Origin of the sequence: Legionella cincinnatiensis, from assembly GCF_900452415.1 — a bacterium.
GTDB classification, from domain to species: Bacteria; Pseudomonadota; Gammaproteobacteria; order Legionellales; family Legionellaceae; genus Legionella; species Legionella cincinnatiensis.
Genome location: NZ_UGNX01000001.1, coordinates 2179053 through 2201861 on the forward strand (window position 1 = coordinate 2179053; position 22809 = coordinate 2201861).

Below are 22809 nucleotides of genomic sequence, written 5' to 3' on the forward strand. Positions count from 1 at the left end.
CCTTAAGCGACATAGATTCGATGGTGAGATGGTGGGAGTTTGGGCAAAAAGAACTGCGTCAGGCTGCTTGGCAAATACCAATAGGCAAGAACCAGCAATGACTTTGGTCCTTCTCCTTTTTTCAAGAAACGCAAACTGCTTAATAATCCCAACCCTAATAACGACACCAATATTTTTTGGTTAGCAATAACGAGCAACATAAATCCTAATACTGCAACAAAGAGTTCATCTCCGGTTAAGGTCAGTATCCGCTTTGGTGCATCTATGTGGTTTAAAAACTGATACGCTATGTTGCTCATTCTCCCCCCTCTCAAAAAACAAATGTTTTTAGTAAAAATGCAGGAATAAACGCCACGGCAGTCACTCCCACAAAGACCATGGGGTTTTTACTTTTCACCGCCATTGCCGTGGCTAAAATAATGTCTACTAAAATAAAGACCTTCCAAAACATCGAACCACTTCCTAAGGAGTCTTTGACATCGCCCTCTAGTGCTTTGGATAAAAGATCATTAGCCCACAGGCTTGATGAAAGAAGTAAACAACCTAAAGCACTAGCTCCTCTTTTTATGGTCTTAGTAAAATTATTTAGTACATTCATTTCCTCCTCCTTGTTTCATGATTACGTACGACCGGTTTTAAAAACTCTGGAACTTGCAACACTTTTCTTAGATAAATTTCCTCCTTATTGATATCCATATTTTGAGGTGCCTTAAAACCTAATCGAATCATATCGCCATTGGGCTTAAGTACCTTCACCTCAATTGCACCGTTATCTATCACCACCTTTTGTCCAATTTTTCGCTCCAATACCAACATATTTTTCTTCCTTATTTTTGATTTAAAATTTCTTTGCATTTTGTCAATTGTGCTAAAACTATTTCTTGTTTAGCTTGAATATGCTCTTTTTCTACCACATAAAAGTTATTGCGCTTTTTAATTGCACGACAGCAGGCGATCATTTGTGGCAATGACGGAGGTAATTCGTAATATTCCCGACATTGCATGATGGCTTTATTGATGATGTGTTCATTAAACCCACTTAATCCCTCTTGCCATTCTCTTTTGGCAAACTCTAAAAATCCTTCACTCTTAAATTGGCTCCTCCATAAATGGCCATAAAAAGCCGCAAACTTTGAAAATAAGGTATCAATCAGTTTGCTTTGGTGATCAATTTTTGTGGAAGTAGACAATATTGTTTCTCTCTGGCTCATGGTGTTCTTCACCTGGATTCCAGAACATATCTTTTGTTGATTCATGTTGATGATTGTCCCGATGTTTTTCATGCTTCTTCTCCTGTGTTACTTCCATTAGTTCATCTTCCCAGCACCGTTGACCTAACCAATTGGCTGGATATTTCCAAGGTGGTACCCATAGTCCACTTACTTTCATGGCTTCGATATGATTAATTTGGTGTTGCAAGGACTCCATGAGCTGCCTAAATAACGTGGTATTAGGATTTAATTGCTCAAAAGCTGCTTGGGCCTTTTGTTTGGATTTTTTTTCTGGATAAAGCGACCAAAATTTTTCGAATCGCGATAATAAATAAATATAATAATTATTCTCTTTATGAGGTATGGCGGCTTTTTGAGATTCGACTATGTCAGCTTTTAATGGCTCACACCCAGATAAACCAGTATTTTCAAGAGATTCTTCGGGCGGCTTTATGGCGGCTTTCTGTGGCGGGTGTATGGCGGCTTTATTTTGGACAGAAAAATGCCGTGAAGCTAAGTTACATTTTAAAATTAATTGCATGCCCTCAGATTGCATTTCAATTATGCCAGCACGAACCAGTCCAGAAACGGCACGCCGTACTTGATCACGTGAAAAGCGTTGACTTTTAATACCCTGATGGGGTTCAACGTAAAGTTGTTCCGATATGGACTGATAGCTAATTCCTCGTTTTACACCTACTAATCCGGTTTTAACATCCATGTACGGCCTTATTCCTCTTAAGTAAGTTAGCTGTTGAATATGTGGCAACCCACCTAATACAGCCAATTCTTCACCGTTAATCAAAAAATCCATTACCTACCCCAATCCGTGAAACGATTCGCTATTACTTGTTTCTGTGATATCTTTATTTTTAATAGAAACAATTAAATCCACTATTAGTGGATGAAAATTAAATATAACACGAATAGTGGATAATTCAATATCAATTTTCCACATTTAGCTTGTTTTGGTTAAATTAATATGAACATCAAAGATAAAATTGGGCAAAGAATAAAAGAAGAGCGTGTAGCTAAAGGCCTTACACTGAAGGCATTGGAAGAATTAACTGATGATCTAAAGCAGACAAGAATTAGTAATTGGGAGCGTGGATATAGAACTCCTGGACCCGAAGAGATTAAACAACTAGCTCAAGCACTAGGTGTCTCACCTGCCTATTTGATGTGCTTAACGGATGAAAAACAACCGAAAAAGAAACCAGGATTAAAATTAATTCCTATACTTAATTTTCAACAAGCTTGTAAAGCTAAATTATTTATTCAAAAGATTAAGAATGATCAAAACACAAGTTATATTCCGGTTGCTGCTGAATTTAGCGCAAAACTTGAAGAATACTCATTTGCTTTAAGAATGAATGATGAAAGCATGTATCCTGAATTAAGACTAAATGACATATTAATTATTAATCCCAGTGCTAAATTACACCCAGGCAATCTCGTTGCAGTGCAATTAGAAGAAGACCAAGTCATCATCCGTCGTTATAAGCAGCTGACTTTCTCTAAAAAGACTAATTCATTTGAATTAAAAGCAGAAAATGATCATTGGGGTAATATTATAATTGATAAAATGTCTGATTGTTCTATCATTGGTATAGTGGTAGGAATAATTAGATATTTAACTGAGTGATAAATCCTAATCAAATAAATTGTCCCATACTAAAGACATAATGAGCTTTACCTATTTTATTTTGTATTTTTATTTTTCAACATCAATTGATCTGCAACACTTTCTTTCAAGGGTTGAACTTTTTTGAGGTCAGTTTTCTAGCTTAAGGTCTACTTTTCACAGTAATCAGACTTAATATACTTCCCAGGGCCTCACCACAAATGCCCTACTCTCACAATATGAAAATATCTTTGGAACGCTGTAATCCTACTTGATATTCACCTACTTTCACTAGGACCTGAGTGTATAGAAATATTAATTAGCACCCAACTTTAGCCGAAAGACCTCACCTTTCAATTCAATCGTATCTCCTGCAACCATCTTTTTTCTTTTCTGTTTTTCTATTATGCCGTTTACCAATACAGAGCCCGCAGCTATCATATCCTTAGCTTCTGCTCCACTCAAGGCGATACCTTCAAATTTAAGAATTTTAAAGAGTTCAACAGGTTCTTTATTAATGAAAACATCCTTCATATTATTTATTACTCCAGTAATTATGAGTTGTCGCAATTTTTATCTTTTAAGGAAGCAAGATAAAGGATTTCAATTTCCTTTCTTGCCCATGGTGTTTTGCGCAGGAATTTAAGGCTTGATTTGATACTGGGGTTGGAAGAAAAGCAGTTAACTTTGACTCTTTCCGCCAGGCCTTCCCAGCCATAACAAATCAACAAACTATTTAGGATAGCCTCTAGGGTAATGCCGTGCAGTGGATCATTAGAAGTTCTGTCCATCAACTATACCTTTTTTTGTTACACATTGGGGTGTTTAGTCTAGACCTCGCTAAACTCTTTATCATAATAATATAATAGGACCAAATTGCTCGGAGATTTATTTATAGAATTACAGTGTTGAGTCTGAGATTACGATTAATCAGACTGAGAAGCATTAGGAGGATTTACCCACCATATACCCTAACAGAGCTGAAATTATCCCACTCACAATAGTGGTAGCCCATTTTTTCTCACTATCATTAGAGCTATGAGTACAAATTACATACATACAAAGTATAAATATGGCCGATACCATTAGCAGAGCTACTATAAATAGGGACATCTCTTTAAAACGTCTGTTCCGAGCATCTGATGGATGTTCTCTTTTGACACTTTCAATTTTTACATTATAGTTTTCACTGTCTGCAAAGCTCCCCAGATCTACTTGTGGAACATTTGTCCTATTATCATTATCATTTGAAGTAACCATTAGAATCCAATTATCTCTTTAACGATTTTATTTTTTCCATCAAATACACCTAAATGATTACCCTCTTTTTTTTCTCTAACTGCCATTTCAAGTAAAGCTATAGATTTTCTTAAAACTTCACTTTTAGTTGAATGGGTTTCTTTAACTATCTCATCAAGAGCATTATTTAACTCTGCAGAAACATCTAATGATAGTCTAATATTCTTTTTCATGATTTTTACTCCTATGTGTAAAAAATACTGAAATATTACTCATATAATAGACCATTTTATGTGCAAAATGTCAATGGGACTTAAATTATTTTTATTAATATTTAAAATCAAATCCTGTAAATAAAACGGGGCGGCCTGTTGAAAAATATGAAAAAACTTTACTCAAATTATCAAAAATGATCTAATCCGATTTTATTTTCAATGAGTTAGATTATTTGTATGCAAGGATCAATTAATGGGAATAATAGTATTTCAGGCTCGGAGCTGGAAGAGTTCTCTCGAAAAATGTTCTGTAGTAAACTAATTTCTTTACTACTCAACTTATTCTACACATCGCTAAATCTTATCAAAAATTTATCTTAGTTGTGTTATTGGAAGATAGCGCTAACATGTGAGATGATGACTCTTACAGCGAATATCAAAAATCAAATCTACCTATTCCATTAATATAACCAAAGGTAAAAGTAATTTTTAGACCATAGAAACTTTAATGTCGCAATTTGGCCGCACTCCTTAATTAAACACTCAGAATAGATGATTAAAATACACTCACACTGATCAAAGTAATTATATTATGAGTTATTCAAATTTAGAAACTGTGCGTAGCACAAACCTTACAACCTTAAATGTTTGGCTTTGTAACGATGGTGATTTTAACACTGATATACAAAAAGCAGAGAAATATTTGCAAAATATGGGTAATTTTATTTTATCTTCTGTTGATTTCACTCCATTAGAGTTTGCAGAAAAAATGGAAGTTAAATTGAAAAGGATCTTAGGTCAAGCCGATAATACAATACAAGAAGAAAAACTCAATGACTGTATCAATAAAATTGAAAATTATAAAAAATTTCTTAAATTAAATTTAGCTGCAGCTGAAAAAAAAGCGAATAATTTAATTAAACAATACGAAAATGTAACTGACATTAAAGAAGAATGTTTAAATGAAATGTTGCGTGCTAAACCAAAGCTCCATAGAGCGCGAAATTTATTTATTAAAGTAGCTCAGCAAGCCGATAAATCTATATTTCAGCGTGGCATTAATAGCTATCAAATTCTATGGGATCAATTGAGTACTAATCTTAAAATCTTTAAAGATATTGTGAAAAAATATCCTGAAAATCAATTAGCTCTCCTTTTACACGATCATCAATCTTTTATAGAAGCTTTAGAAGATGGAAAAATTCCATTAGGTGGTGAATTGGGTGCTCTTGCATTACAACGAATATTCTCAGAATATCCACAATTAACTGTTAGACAAAAAGTGAGTATAGCGACACTTATTGAAAAAACTCAGATTGAAAGAGACACACATTGCAATAGTGTAGCGCTTAAATCAGAAATTATAAAACTACAATTATATGCTCAATATTGTCGTGATAATGATCTGCCGCTCGTAGCGTGGATAGGAAGTGCTCGTCCTGTTTTTAGCATGATTGCAGATCATCCGGGAGAAGGTGCATACTTAAATTGCGATGATGCAAAATGGAGTCCTGAATTAAACTCTACATGGTTACTTATCGTCTCAAGTATGGGTTATGAAATTAAATTAGTAGAACAGCACTATCCTAAAGTTGTGGATGCGCTGACATCAGGAAAGATTTTAAATTATGTATCTGCGCTTATAGATGAAATACGTCCATTTCCTAAAGAATTTGACTCTCAATATCATGGTGGGGATCAACCTACTGCGACACCTCAAGAAATATTAAGATTAATGAGTATTGGGTGTAAAGCCAAGAAGAATGATGATGGAAGTGTTTCACTCACACCTCCCAAGTCCTGGGTTGCAGAAGATTATAGAAGCCGCAAGATTAAAGGGTTACCACAAAAACATAATATCGGCCGCGAAAGTCAGGATGTTGGCGTCAGTAGAACAAGACGCCATAGTGTATCCTTTTTCAAAGGCTCGGCTCAACCAGTAAAAAAGTCACTTTTTGAACACCCAGGAGAATCAGAAGAGATTCGAAAAAATGAAAAACCAAAATTATAATTGTTGCTGGCTTTCGTGTAGTAAGATCCTCGGTAATAAGCCAAGTGTAATGAAATGGACTCCTCTCCTTATAGACGGGATAATATCCCAGTCTAAGGATTGGAATAAATAAGGAGTTCATAATGAATATAACAACCATTGGTATTGATCTGGCAAAGAGTATATTTCAATTACATGGAGCGAATAGTTGCGGTAAAAAAACTTTTAGTAAACGTGTTAGTCGCGAGAAATTTACCGAAATTGTTCAGCAGCTTCCAGCAAGTTTAATTGGAATGGAGGCCTGTGGTAGTGCTCATTACTGGGCAAGGCGATTTACCCAAATGGGCCATAGAGTACAATTGATGAGCCCCCAATACGTTAAGCCTTATGTAAAGACAAATAAAAATGATCGTAATGACGCCGAAGCAATTTGTGAGGCAGTGACTAGACCCACGATGCGTTTTGTTGCCATAAAAACGGTGGAGCAACAAGATATTCAACTGTTGCATAAAGTACGAACAAAAATTATTAAAGAAAAGGTTGCTCTTGGAAACCAAATTAGAGGTTTATTAATGGAATATGGTGTAGCAATTCCTCAAGGTGATTGCTCTTTAAAAAAAGCACTTGCAGATTTATCCTCGATTAAAAATAGTGATCTTACAGAAAACTCTATATTTATCTTCAATGAATTATACACCGAGTTTCTAAACCTTGAATTGAGAATGGAACAATACACAAAGAAATTGTTATTAATTAGTAAGCAGAATGAGTCCTGCAAAAGACTAATGAGTATTCCAGGAATCGGTGAAATTACATCGACAGCCCTTATCTCTTCCATAGGCAATTTCAGCAACTTTAAAAATGGACGTAATTTATCAGCTTGGTTGGGATTAGTTCCACGCCAAAATTCGAGCGGCCAAAAAACGAGATTATTAGGCATTAGTAAACGGGGTGATAAATATCTTCGGTCACTTCTAATTCATGGTGCTCGAGCCGTTGTAAATCAGGTAAAAGACAAAGTCGATAAGACTAGTCTTTGGATAAAGGGACTATTAGAAAAAAATGGTTTTAACAAAACGGTGGTTGCCCTGGCAAATAAAAATGCTCGGATTGCTTGGTCAGTAATTACAAAAGATACTAATTATAACGCAGAACACGCGCATGGTTAGATGAGGTAAAAGTACAATCCCAGTTTGCGATAAATTATCAACTGATGGTCATAAAGTGTTAGCTGCTATCCTGAAAACCTGTGACGTACACTGATCTACAGAGATCGATAGTGTGATTTGAGGAAAAGATAGCCCGCAAATTTCATCATGGCACTAACTTTAAGTTTTGATGCCGAATATATGTGTGCAAACTAAATTTGATCAGCAAATGATAATGAGGTTGCAAAAACCGAGGAGTCCATATATGTACGTAGACCTCATTTTAGGACAATATTGGTTCTCACTTTGAAATGGTGGTTTTTATCTATTACTGTGTCGCTTACTATCCCGTCCAATTTAAGGCCAATTATGACCCTAATTCTCAGGTCGAATGGGTGATGCAACACTTAAGACAAATCTATGGGACCAACATCCCTAACCCAATGAAAATGAAACAAACTCACTGGGCAAGCGATCCATTCACTCGTGGTAGATATTGTTATTTGCCCAGTAACGTTGATTGAAGTACGGTGACTCTACTGGCGAGGCCTGTGGCTAATAAGCTTCATGTTGCTGGTGAGGCACCCTCAATTATCGACCCAAGCACCGTGCATGGCGCCTATTGGGGATTTGGGCAGCAAAAGAGATCTTGGCACGCATCAAAAAAGAGTAAAAAGCCCGGATGAAAAAATCGCCCTACCTCAACATACTTTATCACGCGTTCTATTCCGTTAAGGAATCGTTAATGAAGCTAATTTTCATTTTCAGATAATCATCAGTTAACCTCGTTCAGACTAAAATTAAACCACTTCGAATCAGAATAAACCAGTTGTTTCTTGTTGAGATCCCTGAACTAGATACTATCCACATTATTATGAGGTGTTTAATTATGCTCCCTTTATTCCCCAAAGAGGACCAACCTATTACTATAGAACAAGGCAGAGTAGGCGACTGCTATCTTCTTGCAGCTATTGACTGTCTTTATAACTCTAAGGATGGCAAAAAAAGATTAACCAATATGTTTACTGAGCTAAGTAACGGGGATATAGAAGTACGAATCCAATATAGCAAGCAAAGCCAATATCTTAAGCCAGAAAAAGTGAAGCTAAAATATCAATATAAAAATAACATCGAAAACGATATTATTACGATACCTAAAGATCGTCTGGAATTAATTGCTAAAGATCAGAGAGGAGTAAAAACAAATTCTTTAGCTGTTTTAATTTTAGAGCATCTTAGCCCCTATTTTTTTACGGTTGCACGAGAGGATAGCCTTCTGGCGCATAATCATATAATACGCTATGAAGGCACTGACGCTGATTTTATAGCCAAACTAGTAGGTTTTGAAGCCGGTTATTTGGAGGATATTAATCAAGTAATCAAGTTAAAAACCATAGCACCCCACGAACCTGTATACCTTACCCTGGACTATGGTCAGCAAGATAGGCGCGGTGTATATCATTCCCGGCATGCACTCAGAGTTGACAAAGTAACCCCAAATCCCAAAACGCCTGGTGGATATGAATTTAGTCTGGTTAATCCATGGAATACTAAGATCATAGAAACAGGGAATCTAGAAGACATCAAAAAACGTCGACCTAAATATGCCTGCTTTTACAAAAATCAAGCGTGTCGCTACCTCGTTAAAAATTCTGGGACATCCAAGTCCCCAGAATTCACTTGCCAACGCGACAGGTTAAAGGCCGCGAGCGTCCTGTTTCCGGCACGTTTGCTCTGAACGAGCAAAGCGTATGCCTACACCAACGACTTAACGACTGCATAAAGATTTACTCCGCATCCCTACGGGCTGTCTGCGTAAATCGCACTCTATCGCGGACTATGCGCCTCGGCTTTCAGCCTTCCTTGGCGCACAGCGAAAGAAAAAAAGCATTTTCTTTAAAAATTTTATCCATTGCTGAACATGAAGCTGGTTTTATTTTTAACCATTCAGAATTAAAAGAAAATCTATTTTCTCTGTTCCGAACCCGAAATGATGTGAATACCCAATTCCTGCTTAATGGCGTATCTCTTTATAAAAGATTTCCTTCGATTTTTGATAAGATATCCTCCATTGCGTCTAGACAATTATCTATCTTTAATAGTTCTATTCAGAAAGATGCATTAATTGCTTGTTTGAAAAGCAGTCCCGAACAATTCGAGAATAACTATAAACTCCTCATCAAAAAATGCTTTCCGAATACAGATTTTGCTTCTCAAGAAGAAGTTAATAAGTTGACCGATCTTATTAATCAAAATGTCAGAAGACAATCAGGAGCACCGATTGAAAAACCAGAGGAAGAAATTATGGATTTTTATTTTTTCCAGGACTTTGAAAAGCTGCCTCCTGGCAATATTCGCAATATCTTTATTCATCCAGAAACAATTGCTGCTGTACCTCGATTAGAGAAGAAATTGTTGGCTAGAGGCTTACATTTACTAGCCATAAATGATATTGGGCAGTTTGGAGTTGATGGCAAAGATTTTCTTAAATCGGCACATCTTGTTGATCAACAACTTTATAAGGATATAATAACGCAGGAAAGGAACATCCTGAATCCTCTAAAAAGCATATTTAACGTGCGAGCCATTAATCCTTCTCTCAGCAAGCAATTATTAAAATTGGTCAAAGAAGATTTAGCCAAGACTAATGTAAAAACCATGATAGATAAACAGCCTGATGATGCATTCAAAGTCTGGTTAAAATCTATGTTTGATGCTGATATAGAATTACGTACAAAATGGAATAATAATATAACCTTTGAAATAAGAGCACTTTTAAAAGACGCATCACAATTAAATTCATTGCCTGCATTTCTCGAAAAAATAAACAACGATGATTTTATTAACAAATATATGAAAGTTTACGAAAAACACTTCGGTATTCTCCCTGAAAAAGAAATTGGTGATATTGTATTGAATGAATGGCAGCGAAAGATGAATAATGAACGGCATCAACGCACAAAACCATTGGGTGAATCTACACCGGATGATGCACCAGTGAGAAATCTTAATTTATTATTTAAACCATTTCCCCAGCCATCTTTTAATAAAGACCTAAATAATGATAATGAGGAAACCTATAGCAAAAAACTCTTAGCTTGAAGGCTAAGGGGCTTCTACCAAAGCAACTAAATTAACACGACCGCCCAAAAATGAACAAGCGTGTCGCTACCTCGTTAAAAATTCTGGGACATCCAAGTCCCCAGAATTCACTTGCCAACGCGACAGGTTAAAGGCCGCGAGCGTCCTGTTTCCGGCACGTTTGCTCTGAACGAGCAAAGCGTATGCCTACACCAACGACTTAACGACTGCATAAAGATTTACTCCGCATCCCTACGGGCTGTCTGCGTAAATCGCACTCTATCGCGGACTATGCGCCTCGGCTTTCAGCCTTCCTTGGCGCACAGCGAAAGAATTCATTTTGGTCATTTTTTGTCAAGTGAAGAGTCGATTTATATTTTATTGGAATGTGTTTATTCTTCGTTAAGATATATTATTAATTGAATTGGTGTAAATACCGAGGGAAACTGTCGGATTAATTACCAAGCGATTTTATCGTGACACAATATCAGCTAAAGATAATTCGATCAATCCTCACTAAGCAACTTTTAGTGAGGATTTTGCTTTAAGGATTCTAAGGGCGCTGGTATTCATGTGTTCTCGAAGCCATATATACCTTACTCCAGCAGGACTAATCTCAATATCTTAGTTCGTTTTTAATTGTGCTGATACTTGCGCTTGTCCTAGGTTAGGGTTTTTCAGTGACTTGTAAATAACCGTTGGCAGTTTGTATATCGCTGATATTTTGTAAGCGTAGCTCTGGGATGAGGCGATCTTGGAACGTAACGAATGAGCGATCAATACGACCTTTTTCCTTGGCAGAATTGGCAAATATTATTTTGATACCAAGCTCCTCACAGGCTCTTAGCATTTGTGAGAAGTTACATCGTTTGGGTCCACTAAATATACCAGCTCTATCAGGTGGGCAATTTTCAATTGTCCCGAAGACCTCATAACCGAGCTTCAGATAAAAATCTTTGGCCTGCCAGTCAAAAGTATCGTTATGAGACGCTGTTACGCCTTTGTTTTTAGCCTCTTCTTCAATTTTTTTAAGAAGCGTGGAGCCTATGCCTAGATTTCTAAGCCGAATCTATCCAATATTCACTAATATAAACCATTTCTTCCTTTAGAGAGTTTTAATAAGGTGTTAGCATGAGATCGAACTAAATCATACTATTATTTAGGCTAAGGATGCAGAAGCCCCAGCCAAATTCTTAGCAGAAATATTAGGACTACCATTCCCTACTTATTTTGGCTCCTTTCTTGTTGTCAAAACCAGTAATGCTGTAAGTCTAGATTTCAGAACGACGTCCAACGAAATTAAACTAAGACATTTCGAATTTCTTGTTAGCGAACCTGAGTTCGATGAGATTTTTAGTAGGATTTTAAAAAAACAATTAAAATAATTGGGCAGATCCTAGACAAACCAAACCTCAGCAGATTAATCATAACGACGGTGGACGTGGCTGCTATTTTTTAGCTCCAAATAGTCATTTTCTTGAAATCATTACTCATCCCTATATTCAGATCTCAATAAGTTCATAAATTTTAATTTATTATGGAGACGAATTTCATTTGAATTGTCAATTATTTCTTGTCCTGCTAAATTCAATACTTTCATTTAAATCCCTTTCTACAAAATCATTAAGAATAAATAACTAATTATTTTCTCTTGAGATCCCGGTAAAAGTTTTCATGTACCCCAAGCGCCACTAAGATCCTTAATGTCGGCTCCCATTCATAAGCCAAAAGAAATTGTTGATGATTCATTTTAAATTTGTAAACATAGACTCCAGCTAAATCCCCTTTTTTCTCCTCTCCAACTTTAGGATTATTGACAATTATACGTACAGCCTCGTTAATGATGGATTTATGTGAGCTTGGTAGTTTTTTATAAGCTTTCTTAAACGCAGGCATTTGCCTTATTTCGATATCACCCACCTTCACCCTCGAATTGAAAAGGTTCAGCTAAAGACTTGTCTTGAAGTTTAGAAAGCAAAACGTCCTTTATAAATTCAATGGGTAAATCAGGATTATCCAACGCGCACTTTCCCAACTTAGCCCAATATTCTATTTGATTTGGAATAGAGCGAAATTCTGCAGCCGCAACTTTTTTTGCCTCATAATAAATGGTTTCGTCAATTCTTATTGGAATTCCCATAGTTCACCTACATTAGTATTTTTTTGCTACATTTGTAGTATAGTATAATTCTAAATTAAATAAAAGTTAAAGTTTATTATCAAATAACAACAACTATTTTAATACATTTTCGGCGTTTTCTGTGTCATAAAACGTGAAATAACTGTGACAACACCCCACCGATCTAGGCAGTTTTATACTGTTTTTCTTGATTATAATTCATCGCAACATATTGATTTTAAAGGATATTAAGTATCTGGCTGCGAACCAGGGGGAGGAGGTTCGAATCCTTACGGATCGCCATTTTTAAGTAAAATCAATAGGTTAGTTAAAAGCTTGTTTCATAAAAACCATCTACTATGGCAAAAACGTGTCGTAGTACCGTCTCATAATTTGACCATCCACCAAGCTGTTGTAACTCATGTAAAGTAGTTCCATGCTGTACATGCTAACTAGACCATGTATGACGTAAATCATGCCAGCGAACATCATTTATGTTTGCTCGTAAGAGCGCTTTTTTCCCAGCATGATTATATTCCAATAATCCCTGCAATATTGACATCCCCTATCAAATCAATGGTTTAGTACGGTTGGATAATGTTTTTGATATTTCAAGCTATGATCATAATGAGTGCTAAACCGATTAAACACGATGCCTGCTCAAAATATATGTGCAAATTATGAATGAGCGATTTAATGTGAAAGTTTGGACCATTATCAATACTTTTTATGATATAATTTCAGCCCATGATTTAAGGGATTTATTCAAACTCCCTTAAATCCCTACAACTTATCTTCTCCATAAGGACAGCTCGGAGGACTGGTAGATTACCTAGCATTCAAGAATAAACAGGTTCGTTGCTGAGATAAAGCATACGCCAAAAAGTCATTGTACTCTGATACTAAAAATCAGTGACACGATACTTCTATTGGTACTTTATGTCAGCGAAGCGATGATGTCTGTTTACAGCTCTTGGTTCGTTTTTCAGTATGTTTTATCTCAATGAGCTAAAAATTCGCTTAATTTTTAGCATGAAAAAGCATTAGCGCCTCAATACTACTGGAGAATTAAAATGAGATACTGCATGAGAAACCTTGGAAACATGTCTGAGGAAGAAATAACACCAGCCTTTGCCACCATACCACAAGGAGTGAGCGCACTTGATATAGGCTGGAATGCGCTTGGCGAAAAATCAGGAGCAGAGTTGGCCCAAGCCTTTACAGCCATGCCACAAGGGGTGACCACACTTGATTTAAGGAATAATCAATTTTACAAAAAAGCACAGAAGAATTGACACTCATTTTTGAAGCAATACCCAACTTTAACGGTGCAAGAATTAAATCAAATGAGTACCGAACAACGTAAAGCCATTCAAAAGCGTTACCCCTGTGCGGAACAAATTATCCTGGTGGATGAAAATGATGAAAACCGCAAATTAAATCCCGCCATAAGTAGAGCAGATGTCAATGCGTATGTGCGTTTTGGCTTTAAGGGCTCGGCCCCATCCTTATTTCACACCACATCTTTTTTTATAGCTAAGAATAAAAAACAGGTGGAGAAGTGGAGACCAGATTTTGAGCAACAGCTTCATCCAGCATTGTTGAATGGAATTAATCAATTTAGAGGATAAAAAAACAGCAAAGTGACTATGGGAGAGCATGCGCAATTCATGGCAATTGCTCCCCTTGATATGAATCAACAGCAACTTATTTTCACTTGAATCCGTATACCTTGTTTTTAGAATTATAAATCACTTGATTAACGGTTTAAATATTACGAAACCGGCTTGGGAATACTTAAAAAAACAAATTATAAAACTCAGAGTCATAATCCAAATATTGTTTAAGATGTATAAATTGAATTGTGCTAAGTGTACACCTACCTAAAAACTCCTTTTATATTACACTTCCTTCTTGCATTATCAAATCTTAGGTAGAATGTCGCTTTTTAGAATCATTGCTTTTAGCTCTTTACTTCAACTACTATCTGATAGCAGCAGATGGTGGTTCACCTTCATCACTATAATTATCTAAAATTGCTTCAGCAATATATTTATCTATCCTTTCACAAGGACCTACCAACTCGCCTCCGGGTTGGTTAGCGTCGAAAAAAGCACAGCTTTTCTTATCAACATTCATACCTCTATAGATCATATGTCTATCTCCTGCAGTAGGATAAATAATCAGAGCATCTTGTGATTCATTAAAGGTTTTTCGTAGCCCTGCCGGACTTATTAGGTCGTTTTTACTTAACTCTTTTTGGGTATAGTGTGCTCCTTTATCTATATAGGCAGAATAATATCCATCTTTACCTTGATGTAATAATTCGATTTCATGCTCCAACTCTTTCGTTGCTTGTTGATAAGCGTCTTCGTTGCTTTGTAAGAAAGTTGCTGGCATATTCTCTATTCTCGATTTGGCATATAAATTTGTCAAGGGAACACACATGCCCGGCTCGCCTTCATAACCGTATTGCTCCAGCATTCTTGTTTGATTTATAAATTTATTCTGTTCTGAAATAGTTGTATCGCTCTTTTTCTTATTAGATAAATTTGAGGAATCTTCTTTTTTCGAAAAAAATTTTAAAAACATGTCGCTTATCTCCTTTTAATTGTATTCATTTTTGCATCATACAATCGGAAAATGAAGATAAAATTAATTTCTATAGCGCAAAAATGACAAATCAGCGTGCAACCGTCTCGCTACCTGGGTATCCGAGTCTTCAGAAATAACTCGCCGATTCGGCATTTCAAAGGCCGCTAGCATCTTGTTTCCGGAACGCTAGCTCCGAACGAGAAAAATATATGCCTACCCCAATGACTTAACGGCTGCAGCTAGATTTACTCCGGCTCCCTTCAGTCTGTCTGCGTAAATAGCAGGCTACCGCGGTGTCCTCGCCTCGTCTTTGAGCCTCCTTAGCGAGCAGTAGAGAAACCTAGTTGCGTCCACAATTTAATTAAGGATTTTCATCAAAAATTGCTTTATATATTTTAAATAATAAATTCATAGAGTTATCTTGATTTTTTGTATCAATAAATAGAACACTATTTAATTAAGCGAAACAAGTAAATTATTACATGGCGTTATCATATTGAGTAATCGATAGCCTTTGGATTTTCTTTCATAGAACCAATAAATTTCCAAATCAGGATTATATCCTTGAGCTACTCTTAAGCCATAACCCAAAGAAATATTGCTGTCGATATTTTGTGTTGCTGCATGGATAGAACTAATCTACCTGAAAACAAAAGACGAATCCAATGTACCAATTCCTCTGTCAAGGTGATAATAGCTCCTGCTTCAGCTGCTAATGACATATGACCTCATGTGACATCTTCCCGATGAATTAAACTTCCAGTGTTTTCCATAATAATAAGCATGTGTTAATCGAGATAAAATCTTATTGCTGGCCGATTTGGCATAAATGAGTATCATTCAGTTGAGGACTTTGGTTTCTCAAGACACGTTTCCTACAAAAAAATTGCTCTATATGATTATCAGGTAAACCAGCGCATCCTGAAAGATGCAGTTTAGTTTTCTACTTATTTATTTTGATCTAAATAATGATTAAATGTATGTTTAATTGTTGTTTTTGAGGTGGTTTACATACCATACACTGCGCTGGAAAGAATGATCAATAAGGTGACTTAATCTCCATTTATTTGTTTTTCATTATGCTCGTTTAAGCCATTGACAATTGTTTAACACCATCTAATTGTGACGATGATATCTAGAGTTCTTACATAAGAATTCTAGGCTGGGTTATCTAATAAAACATTATTCAAGAATTTCAATAAAAAAGCTCGTTGTCATTTTTGCGACATAACAACTCATAGTTTGTTCATCTTCAGATCATAAAATTGAAAATGAAAGCAAATAAATAGTGAGGTGCAAAATGAAAACTAAATTTGAGAATCTTATGAAAGCGTTTAATGCCGAATTTGACAATTCTGGTGTATCTGTTTCAGAGGACTATAACCCAACATTGAAAGAGTCAACGAAGGAACTACTGTATATTATGAGTAGTGTCCCTCATCAGCCTAGTTCTGAGCGTGAATTTAGGTGTAAAAATCGTGAAGACCTTCACGTGCATGCTAAAGGAAAAGAAACCCCAGTGACAGGTGTAAATGCCAAATTGGATGATAGAGGTATTAAATTATCAAAAAATGAAAGAGACTGTTTTAAAGCTCAAGTGGATGATTATTCTAAATACGGCCATGAATCAGAAAAAGGGAGAATATACAGTACTGCCCATGAACAGGTCATCGCAGATACTGTTCGTGATGAAAAAAATAAATTAATAGCAAAAGCAAATCGATTGGAGGAAGACGGTTTAATGAAACCAGCACAGCGCGATGCCTACAAAACTAGTATAAACAGTCATCATGCTGGTGAATTTGCCCATCGTGTCTTTGGTGTTGCTAAAAATGTTTTCCTATGCAAAACCACTGCGGCCGGTGATCATAGTGTTTTCAATGTAGGAGAAATTACTGAATCATTGGTTGATGCTACACTGGAGCAAATCAATAGAAAGAAAGAAGCTAACTGTTCACAAACCAAGCTTCTCAGGGAAAAACTAATAAGCGAAAAGGGCTTAGATGCAGACACGTCCTCGCCAACCTTAAAAACAATTAAACCCTAATTTGATGGAATACCTTACACCTCTGCCCAATAGAATATATTGGGCACTTTTATTATAAAAGAAATTAATGGTTTAAAATTATATTAATAGGGTATCGAAAAGAGGACTACTTGCTCATCAAGTTTTAGATTTTAAAATTTTCTGTTGGAGAATGAGGATGGAGGCTATTGATAATATGAAAGCATATACTGCTTTCCTTGCCGATGCTTATAGAGACATTTTTGAGCGAACATACATCGATTTTTGGGGATATCTGTATTTTGATTTGCAAGGAAAATACCTACAGCTAAACTCCGAGAAATATATTATTGATGAGATACTTAACAAAGAGTTATACATAGAGCAGAATCTTTGCAAAAAGAATTATCAGCATAATAGCCTTTATATGTGCAATGTAACGAATGATAATGTAATTGCTTCTGGGATTAAGAAGTGCTTATTGGATAGAGAATACACTTTTTTTATAGATTTTATTCATCAGGATTCCTCTCGAGTTGAAATGGTTACCTTTGCATCCGCAAATTGTCCAGAAACTACAAATAATTTTGTAGTCAATAATCTTGATTACTTTAGAATGATAGCAGATAACATATGTGCCAAACTCAGGAGACTACATAAGAAAGAAAATTATTTAACTCTTCCTAAAGAATGCATCATCAGGATGAATGAGCTAATTCAGTCAGAAAACAATGGAGAGGAAGATAAATTAAGAGATATTATTTTACAATCTTCTAACAATCAAATTGTTGAACTTATAAAAGATACCGTTTTTGATTACAATCAACTACCGTTTAGTTTTTTAGGAGCAAAAGATCTCACCCACAGAGAAAAGGAAATGATTTATCTTTATTATAATGATTTTAATTTGCAACGAATTGCTTCAATTTTTGAGATTTCCAGAAGAACTGTAGAAAGGCATTTTGAGAGTATAAAGAAGAAGCTTGATTGTGAAAATAATGGGCAAATAATTCCTGCTCTAATAAGATTTGATTCTAGTTTAAAAAAGATTCTAAATAAGTAATTATTCATTTCTAGAACCAGAAATTTTAACTGAAAATTGCTAACTGGGTTGTAACATTTTGGTTGACCGCATCATTTTTGGGTCTCGACTATCGCTTCCTAGTCTTTTAAGCCGATTTTTAAATATTTCTGTAATAACTATTGAAGCAAATACACCTAAATCCAGGATCCTAAGTCTATCAATGCAATTAATCATATTAAAACAAGATTCTAAAAGTCTCTTAACCAATAAGCGTAATTTAGTAACGCGCCATTTAAAAAGTGCTAAAAAAGTACAGGGATGCATGAAATCTTAAAATTCCAATGTAAAAGCTCATGTAATGCTCGAAATTCTAAACTTAACTCCCTGCTCAATAATCGACTAAAAAAATCAGTAGCTGGTTGGAGAGTTGCTTAATCTAAATCTAATTTTTCATCTTTTCTTATAGACTGTAAATTTTTTTCATTTTCTTGTTTGTTTCAATATGTCATTTTGATCACAGATGATATTTGCTAAATTATTAATTGTCATTTGTTTACTATTCTTAACAGCTAAGTTAGAAATTGTACTAGAAATAACCGTGGGATTTCAGAGTAATATTTTATAGTAGAAGCTGCGATTAAGGCAGGAAGAATATTAAAGTTGACTATGGCTAGATACTTCATTATTAAAAATTACATTTATGTAAATATTATTATTTGTCTTTAACCCCTTATGGAATTCGATTTTGGAAATCGTAACATCTTCAACACAGTTAGATACTACAATCAAACCTACAGGGTTATATCTATAGATACATTTCTCATAGCAAGCTCTTATTTATCTATATTAAAAATATTATACTCCTATTCGCATAAGGACATCATTGGCCGCTGGTAATTGGAAGTACCGTAGCAGGGTTTATATGAATTTTTAGTAGAGCTAAATATCTCCCTTCGAGAAACTCATCTAACAGAAGATCTGGCAAGTGCAGTAGTTATTATTAAATCGTGACCTTGCAGCAAAAAAGCATTGAGTCATTATTTTTTTCTGCAAAGTCACTACAAATCCCGATGAAATGAAATGCCGATTTTATTTTTTTTAGCGTAATACATTGATTCGTCCGACAGATCCATTAACTTTTTATAATCACTTAATTGAGATGTGGGCGGAATAAAAACAACACCAACACTCATTGAAGCAGAAACTTGATGACCATTTATCTCGATTGTTTTTTTAAGCTCTTTCTCTATTCTTTCGAAGAAAAAGTTCACCTCTTTTTCATTTCCAACATTTGGCAATAAGAATACAAATTCATCACCACCCACGCGAGCAAAAGTATCTCCACTTCTAACATGTGAATTGATTGTATTAGCAACATGCTCCAGTAAGCCATCACCCGTTAAATGACCATAAACATCATTCACTTCTTTAAATTTATTTAAATCAGCATAACATAGAGCTGATAATTTTACAGCTGATGAATTTTCATGGATATGATTGATAAAAGTTTTAAAACGTTCATAGAGTAAATTTCTATTTGGTAATTTAGTTAACGGGTCATAAAATGCTAAATTAATTTTTTCTGGCAAATCTTTTTCTAAAAAACTAATGTCACTAAAAATAGCTAAAAAATAATAGGTTTTATTTTCAGGATCATCAATCTTACTAATAGATAATAGTTCAGGACAGATCTCGCCTGATTTTTTTCGATTCCATATTTCACCTTCCCAAAAATTATTAGTTAATATGCTTTCCCACATTTGTTGATAAAAAGGTTCCCTATGCCTCCCTGAGTGAAGCATACCGGGATTATTACCAATTGCTTCTTCGTATTGATATCCTGTTATTCTAGTAAATCCTGAATTGACATATAGAATTTTTGAATACTGATCTGTGATTGTTATACCATTGCCGATGCGGCTTAATAGAAATTCAAGATTATTCTCTTTTCCCAGGTGTAGCACCCGTTTGATTATTGCTAAGTTGATTTCACTCGGCATCAACATTTCCTTTTTATTACCAAACTTTAGCGAATCTAAAGCTTTCTCATGAAAATTTCTTATGTACAACGTATTGCGTAAGAATCCACGTTTTCAAAATGAGATTTCGACTATGGATGGGGATAACCCATATCGACATACTCCCTCCGTACTCACCTAGTCATACCAATATTTAATTCCATCTGATATCTGTTCAAATGCTCTAATGAGTTCTGGATCAAATGTACTTATGAGATCCCCCTTCTTTTCCGTCATTTCTTCAAGAACTTTTTCGTGACTTAATTTCTCATCGCGATATGGTCTAAGCGAACGCATAGCATCATACACATCACAAATCCGACATATCCTAGCTTCAATCGGTATCTTATTTCCTTTAATTCCATTGGGATATCCAGACCCATCAAATGCTTCATGATGATTCAAAATCACTTTCTTAGCTATCGCAGTAAATGGATGTTTGATTGTTTCTATGAGGTGACAACCAATTTGTGGGTGTCGCTCAATGACATAACGTTCAAAATCATTCAATTTACCACATTTTTCCAATATGCTCGAAGGAATTGCAATCTTACCAATATCATGCAAATTCCCTAATAAGGAAAGCTGACTGGCTTCATTTTCACTATAGCCAAGTGTTTTTCCAAAATGAAACATCAGTTTTCCAACATTTTTTTCATGCGATTCTGTATAGTTGTCATGATAGCTTTCAATTCTATGGAGTAAGTTTTCCAATGTTTTGAAAAAATCATCCATAATTTTTTTACCTCGTCGTTTTCGATAATTTTTCTTGATCAGAAAGGCTTTGTATATTAATGCATTAATTGAACAGGTCGAGACTTTCTAATCGGAATATTCTAAGCATGGCTGTCATTTAAATCTTTGTCAATTGATACGGTTACGCCCTTAAAGATCCCCACATTTTTGATATAAAAAAGTTTTATAAAGGATTGATAAATTGAAAGAAAGGATCATTATTCTCATTTTCAAATGAGGATGATGTTCCAAATGAAAGGTGAGTCAGCACATAAATTAGTTAAGATCGCTACAGTTATCGAAGATAATTTATGGTGATGATTTACACAAAAAAGGTCAACAGTCACTTGTTTATGCAGCCATGGTTGTTTTGGCCAGCGAATCACTGTTTCTCCATCGAATAGCAGAAGGTTTAGTTGACACCCGAGGTGACAATAAGATGCATGCTACAAAACAAATTGATCGCTTGTTAAGTGTGACCTTGCAGCAAAGAAGCATTGAGTCATTATTTTCGACCCAACCTATTGATTTTATTGCGCCTGCTAGCTAACCTTGCTGCCCTTAAGAGGAGCAGGGTTGTTAAATGACACCAGCAAAAGAACTACCGAATGTCATTGAAAAATCACAAGAAGACGTTGATCAGATCATTGCATTGGTACACTCATCAAACTTACCAGAGGGAACAAAACCTTTTATCATTGGGTGTATTCACCTGGCCTCCTGGATCCCGGGCGCATTGATCGAGCATAAAATAACCGTATCTAATCTAAAGCGACTTATCTTTGGCAAAGGAGATAAGACCACTAATCAACAAGACAAATTTCCAAAAGCAGAAGAGAATAACGCCGATACAGAAGAATCCGAAACCAGCCCTTTAAATGATGAGAACCATGAGTCCAAAGAACCCACAGGACATGGACGCCTTCCGCATACCGCCTACATCAATGCACAGGAACACAGCATCACCTTAGATTCCCTAAGTGCTGGGCAACTATGTCCACATCACTGTGGCGGCAAGCTTTATTCCATCAATCCCGGCATCCTCATTAACATCAAAGGACAAAATTTAGCATCTGTTAATAAATACTGGATTGAGAAACTGCGATGTGACTTATGTAATGAAATCTTTTCAGCCACTATTCCTGTTCATGTTCACCAAGAAAAATATCATCCAAGTTTTAAAGCAATCCTGGCTCTACAAAAGTACTACATGGCCATGCCGTTTCATCGACAAGAATACGTGCAATCACTTTTTGGTTTTCCCATTCCCGCATCCACCCAATGGCAATTGATGGAAGAGTTGATGGCTTGTGCGCTATTGGTATTCCCAGCATTAGAAGAAATAGCCGCCAATGGCTCTTTGATTCACAATGATGATACTGTTCTTAGAATCGTAGATACGATTCGGCACAACCGACAAAACCCAGATAAAAAACGTATCGGCATGTACACCACAGGAATACTGGCACAAAACGGCGCCCATAAAATAGCACTCTTCTATAACAGCCAATGCTACTCTGGCGAAAACATGGAGCGACTTCTTAATAAACGCCATAAGAAGAATGGAACAGTCATCCAAATGTGTGATGCACTAAGTCATAATATCCCAGAGACCCATGACACCATTGTGTGCAACTGCTTGTCTCATGGCTTTCGTAAGTTTGATGAGTTGCAGGCATTCTACCCAGAACATTGCCTGCCCATTATGAAGTGGCTTTCAATTCAATTAAGATGGAAAAGGAATCAAAACAACTTGGGCATAATGAAGAGCAGCGTCTAGTCTATCACCAGCAACACAGCTTGCC

At 35.8% G+C, this 22809-nt stretch carries 26 protein-coding genes and 3 pseudogenes; 11 read left to right on the plus strand and 18 right to left on the minus strand.

The window, feature by feature from the left end; all coding sequences use genetic code 11:
• Positions 1–2: 2 nt before the first annotated feature.
• The 5 genes from traL to DYH34_RS09715 are packed head-to-tail and all read right to left on the minus strand — an operon-like array spanning position 3 to position 2025.
• Entirely contained in the window at positions 3–299 is a 297-nt protein-coding gene (gene traL / locus DYH34_RS09695) for a type IV conjugative transfer system protein TraL (protein WP_058466436.1), read from the minus strand.
• A gap of 11 nt (positions 300–310) precedes the next feature.
• On the minus strand, positions 311–598 hold the full coding sequence (locus tag DYH34_RS09700) for a hypothetical protein (protein WP_058466437.1): 288 nt from the start codon (positions 596–598) through the stop codon (positions 311–313).
• Positions 595–816, minus strand: a complete 222-nt coding sequence (locus tag DYH34_RS09705) for a carbon storage regulator (protein ID WP_058466438.1) — start codon at positions 814–816, stop codon at positions 595–597. Before DYH34_RS09705 ends, DYH34_RS09700 begins: the two co-directional genes overlap by 4 nt.
• Positions 817–827: 11 nt before the next feature.
• Positions 828–1190 carry a hypothetical protein gene (locus tag DYH34_RS09710; RefSeq protein WP_041819069.1) on the minus strand — a complete coding sequence of 121 codons (363 nt, stop codon included), beginning with the start codon at positions 1188–1190 and terminating at the stop codon, positions 828–830.
• On the minus strand, positions 1168–2025 hold the full coding sequence (locus DYH34_RS09715; protein ID WP_058466439.1) for a hypothetical protein: 858 nt from the start codon (positions 2023–2025) through the stop codon (positions 1168–1170). The genes DYH34_RS09710 and DYH34_RS09715 overlap by 23 nt, the downstream gene beginning before the upstream one ends.
• 168 nt (positions 2026–2193) lie before the next feature.
• On the opposite strand from DYH34_RS09715, the gene DYH34_RS09720 reads away from it, so the two are divergent.
• Positions 2194–2856: a helix-turn-helix domain-containing protein gene (locus DYH34_RS09720; protein ID WP_058466440.1), complete on the plus strand. Its 663-nt coding sequence runs from the start codon at positions 2194–2196 to the stop codon at positions 2854–2856.
• A 294-nt stretch (positions 2857–3150) separates the two neighbouring features.
• Here DYH34_RS09720 and DYH34_RS09725 read toward each other — a convergent pair whose 3' ends face one another.
• The 4 genes from DYH34_RS09725 to DYH34_RS09740 form a co-directional block, all read right to left on the minus strand.
• Entirely contained in the window at positions 3151–3369 is a 219-nt protein-coding gene (locus tag DYH34_RS09725) for an RNA-binding S4 domain-containing protein (RefSeq protein ID WP_058466441.1), read from the minus strand.
• Positions 3370–3389: 20 nt separating this feature from the next.
• Positions 3390–3626 carry a VF530 family protein gene (locus tag DYH34_RS09730; RefSeq protein WP_058466442.1) on the minus strand — a complete coding sequence of 79 codons (237 nt, stop codon included), beginning with the start codon at positions 3624–3626 and terminating at the stop codon, positions 3390–3392.
• A 154-nt stretch (positions 3627–3780) separates the two neighbouring features.
• Positions 3781–4095 carry an ABC-2 transporter permease gene (locus DYH34_RS09735; RefSeq protein WP_058466443.1) on the minus strand — a complete coding sequence of 105 codons (315 nt, stop codon included), beginning with the start codon at positions 4093–4095 and terminating at the stop codon, positions 3781–3783.
• Positions 4095–4307, minus strand: coding sequence for a hypothetical protein (locus tag DYH34_RS09740; RefSeq protein ID WP_058466444.1), 213 nt, complete (start codon positions 4305–4307; stop codon positions 4095–4097). Before DYH34_RS09740 ends, DYH34_RS09735 begins: the two co-directional genes overlap by 1 nt.
• A gap of 574 nt (positions 4308–4881) precedes the next feature.
• Here DYH34_RS09740 and DYH34_RS09745 point away from each other — a divergent pair.
• The 5 genes from DYH34_RS09745 (at position 4882) to DYH34_RS09765 (ending at position 10529) form a co-directional block, all read left to right on the plus strand.
• The gene (locus tag DYH34_RS09745) at positions 4882–6300 is read left to right on the plus strand and encodes a hypothetical protein (RefSeq protein WP_058466445.1); all 1419 of its coding nucleotides are present in this window, start codon (positions 4882–4884) and stop codon (positions 6298–6300) included.
• Positions 6301–6422: 122 nt separating this feature from the next.
• Entirely contained in the window at positions 6423–7448 is a 1026-nt protein-coding gene (locus DYH34_RS09750) for an IS110 family RNA-guided transposase (RefSeq protein WP_058466446.1), read from the plus strand.
• 377 nt (positions 7449–7825) lie between these two features.
• Positions 7826–7951 carry an FAD-dependent oxidoreductase gene (locus tag DYH34_RS18355; protein ID WP_238589584.1) on the plus strand — a complete coding sequence of 42 codons (126 nt, stop codon included), beginning with the start codon at positions 7826–7828 and terminating at the stop codon, positions 7949–7951.
• A gap of 365 nt (positions 7952–8316) precedes the next feature.
• Complete coding sequence (locus tag DYH34_RS09760) at positions 8317–9165, plus strand: hypothetical protein (RefSeq protein ID WP_058466447.1); 849 nt, start codon at positions 8317–8319, stop codon at positions 9163–9165.
• 101 nt (positions 9166–9266) lie between these two features.
• Positions 9267–10529, plus strand: a complete 1263-nt coding sequence (locus DYH34_RS09765; protein ID WP_058465023.1) for a hypothetical protein — start codon at positions 9267–9269, stop codon at positions 10527–10529.
• A gap of 664 nt (positions 10530–11193) precedes the next feature.
• Here the strand turns inward: DYH34_RS09765 and DYH34_RS09770 are convergent.
• The 5 genes and pseudogenes from DYH34_RS09770 to DYH34_RS18360 all read right to left on the minus strand — a co-directional run.
• Positions 11194–11409, minus strand: a pseudogene (locus DYH34_RS09770) (ISNCY family transposase); the annotation flags it as partial.
• A 39-nt stretch (positions 11410–11448) separates the two neighbouring features.
• Positions 11449–11577, minus strand: a pseudogene (locus DYH34_RS18720) (GNAT family N-acetyltransferase); the annotation flags it as partial.
• A gap of 572 nt (positions 11578–12149) precedes the next feature.
• Positions 12150–12428 carry a type II toxin-antitoxin system RelE/ParE family toxin gene (locus tag DYH34_RS09785; protein ID WP_202972253.1) on the minus strand — a complete coding sequence of 93 codons (279 nt, stop codon included), beginning with the start codon at positions 12426–12428 and terminating at the stop codon, positions 12150–12152.
• Complete coding sequence (locus DYH34_RS09790; RefSeq protein WP_058466449.1) at positions 12421–12648, minus strand: TA system antitoxin ParD family protein; 228 nt, start codon at positions 12646–12648, stop codon at positions 12421–12423. The genes DYH34_RS09785 and DYH34_RS09790 overlap by 8 nt, the downstream gene beginning before the upstream one ends.
• A gap of 307 nt (positions 12649–12955) precedes the next feature.
• Positions 12956–13159: pseudogene (locus DYH34_RS18360) on the minus strand (tyrosine-type recombinase/integrase); the annotation flags it as partial.
• 553 nt (positions 13160–13712) lie between these two features.
• Here DYH34_RS18360 and DYH34_RS18365 point away from each other — a divergent pair.
• The gene (locus tag DYH34_RS18365) at positions 13713–13922 is read left to right on the plus strand and encodes a hypothetical protein (RefSeq protein WP_238589580.1); all 210 of its coding nucleotides are present in this window, start codon (positions 13713–13715) and stop codon (positions 13920–13922) included.
• A 51-nt stretch (positions 13923–13973) separates the two neighbouring features.
• Positions 13974–14258 carry a hypothetical protein gene (locus DYH34_RS18370; protein ID WP_242606202.1) on the plus strand — a complete coding sequence of 95 codons (285 nt, stop codon included), beginning with the start codon at positions 13974–13976 and terminating at the stop codon, positions 14256–14258.
• A 352-nt stretch (positions 14259–14610) separates the two neighbouring features.
• Here DYH34_RS18370 and DYH34_RS09805 read toward each other — a convergent pair whose 3' ends face one another.
• Both DYH34_RS09805 and DYH34_RS18050 read right to left on the minus strand, forming a co-directional pair.
• Positions 14611–15219 carry a hypothetical protein gene (locus DYH34_RS09805; protein ID WP_058466450.1) on the minus strand — a complete coding sequence of 203 codons (609 nt, stop codon included), beginning with the start codon at positions 15217–15219 and terminating at the stop codon, positions 14611–14613.
• Positions 15220–15797: 578 nt separating this feature from the next.
• Complete coding sequence (locus tag DYH34_RS18050; protein ID WP_157061472.1) at positions 15798–15944, minus strand: hypothetical protein; 147 nt, start codon at positions 15942–15944, stop codon at positions 15798–15800.
• 578 nt (positions 15945–16522) lie between these two features.
• On the opposite strand from DYH34_RS18050, the gene DYH34_RS09810 reads away from it, so the two are divergent.
• Together DYH34_RS09810 and DYH34_RS09815 are read left to right on the plus strand one after the other, a co-directional pair.
• Positions 16523–17269, plus strand: coding sequence for a hypothetical protein (locus tag DYH34_RS09810; RefSeq protein WP_058466451.1), 747 nt, complete (start codon positions 16523–16525; stop codon positions 17267–17269).
• Positions 17270–17426: 157 nt separating this feature from the next.
• On the plus strand, positions 17427–18290 hold the full coding sequence (locus DYH34_RS09815) for a LuxR C-terminal-related transcriptional regulator (protein ID WP_058466452.1): 864 nt from the start codon (positions 17427–17429) through the stop codon (positions 18288–18290).
• Positions 18291–19309: 1019 nt separating this feature from the next.
• Here DYH34_RS09815 and DYH34_RS09825 read toward each other — a convergent pair.
• Together DYH34_RS09825 and DYH34_RS09830 are read right to left on the minus strand one after the other, a co-directional pair.
• Entirely contained in the window at positions 19310–20251 is a 942-nt protein-coding gene (locus DYH34_RS09825) for a sensor domain-containing diguanylate cyclase (protein WP_058466454.1), read from the minus strand.
• Between the two features lie 156 nt (positions 20252–20407).
• Positions 20408–21004 (minus strand): HD-GYP domain-containing protein, encoded by a 597-nt coding sequence (locus DYH34_RS09830; RefSeq protein WP_058466455.1) that lies wholly within the window; start codon positions 21002–21004, stop codon positions 20408–20410.
• Between the two features lie 583 nt (positions 21005–21587).
• Here DYH34_RS09830 and DYH34_RS18535 point away from each other — a divergent pair.
• Entirely contained in the window at positions 21588–22784 is a 1197-nt protein-coding gene (locus tag DYH34_RS18535; RefSeq protein WP_274519456.1) for an IS66 family transposase, read from the plus strand.
• The last annotated feature ends 25 nt before the right edge of the window (positions 22785–22809 follow it).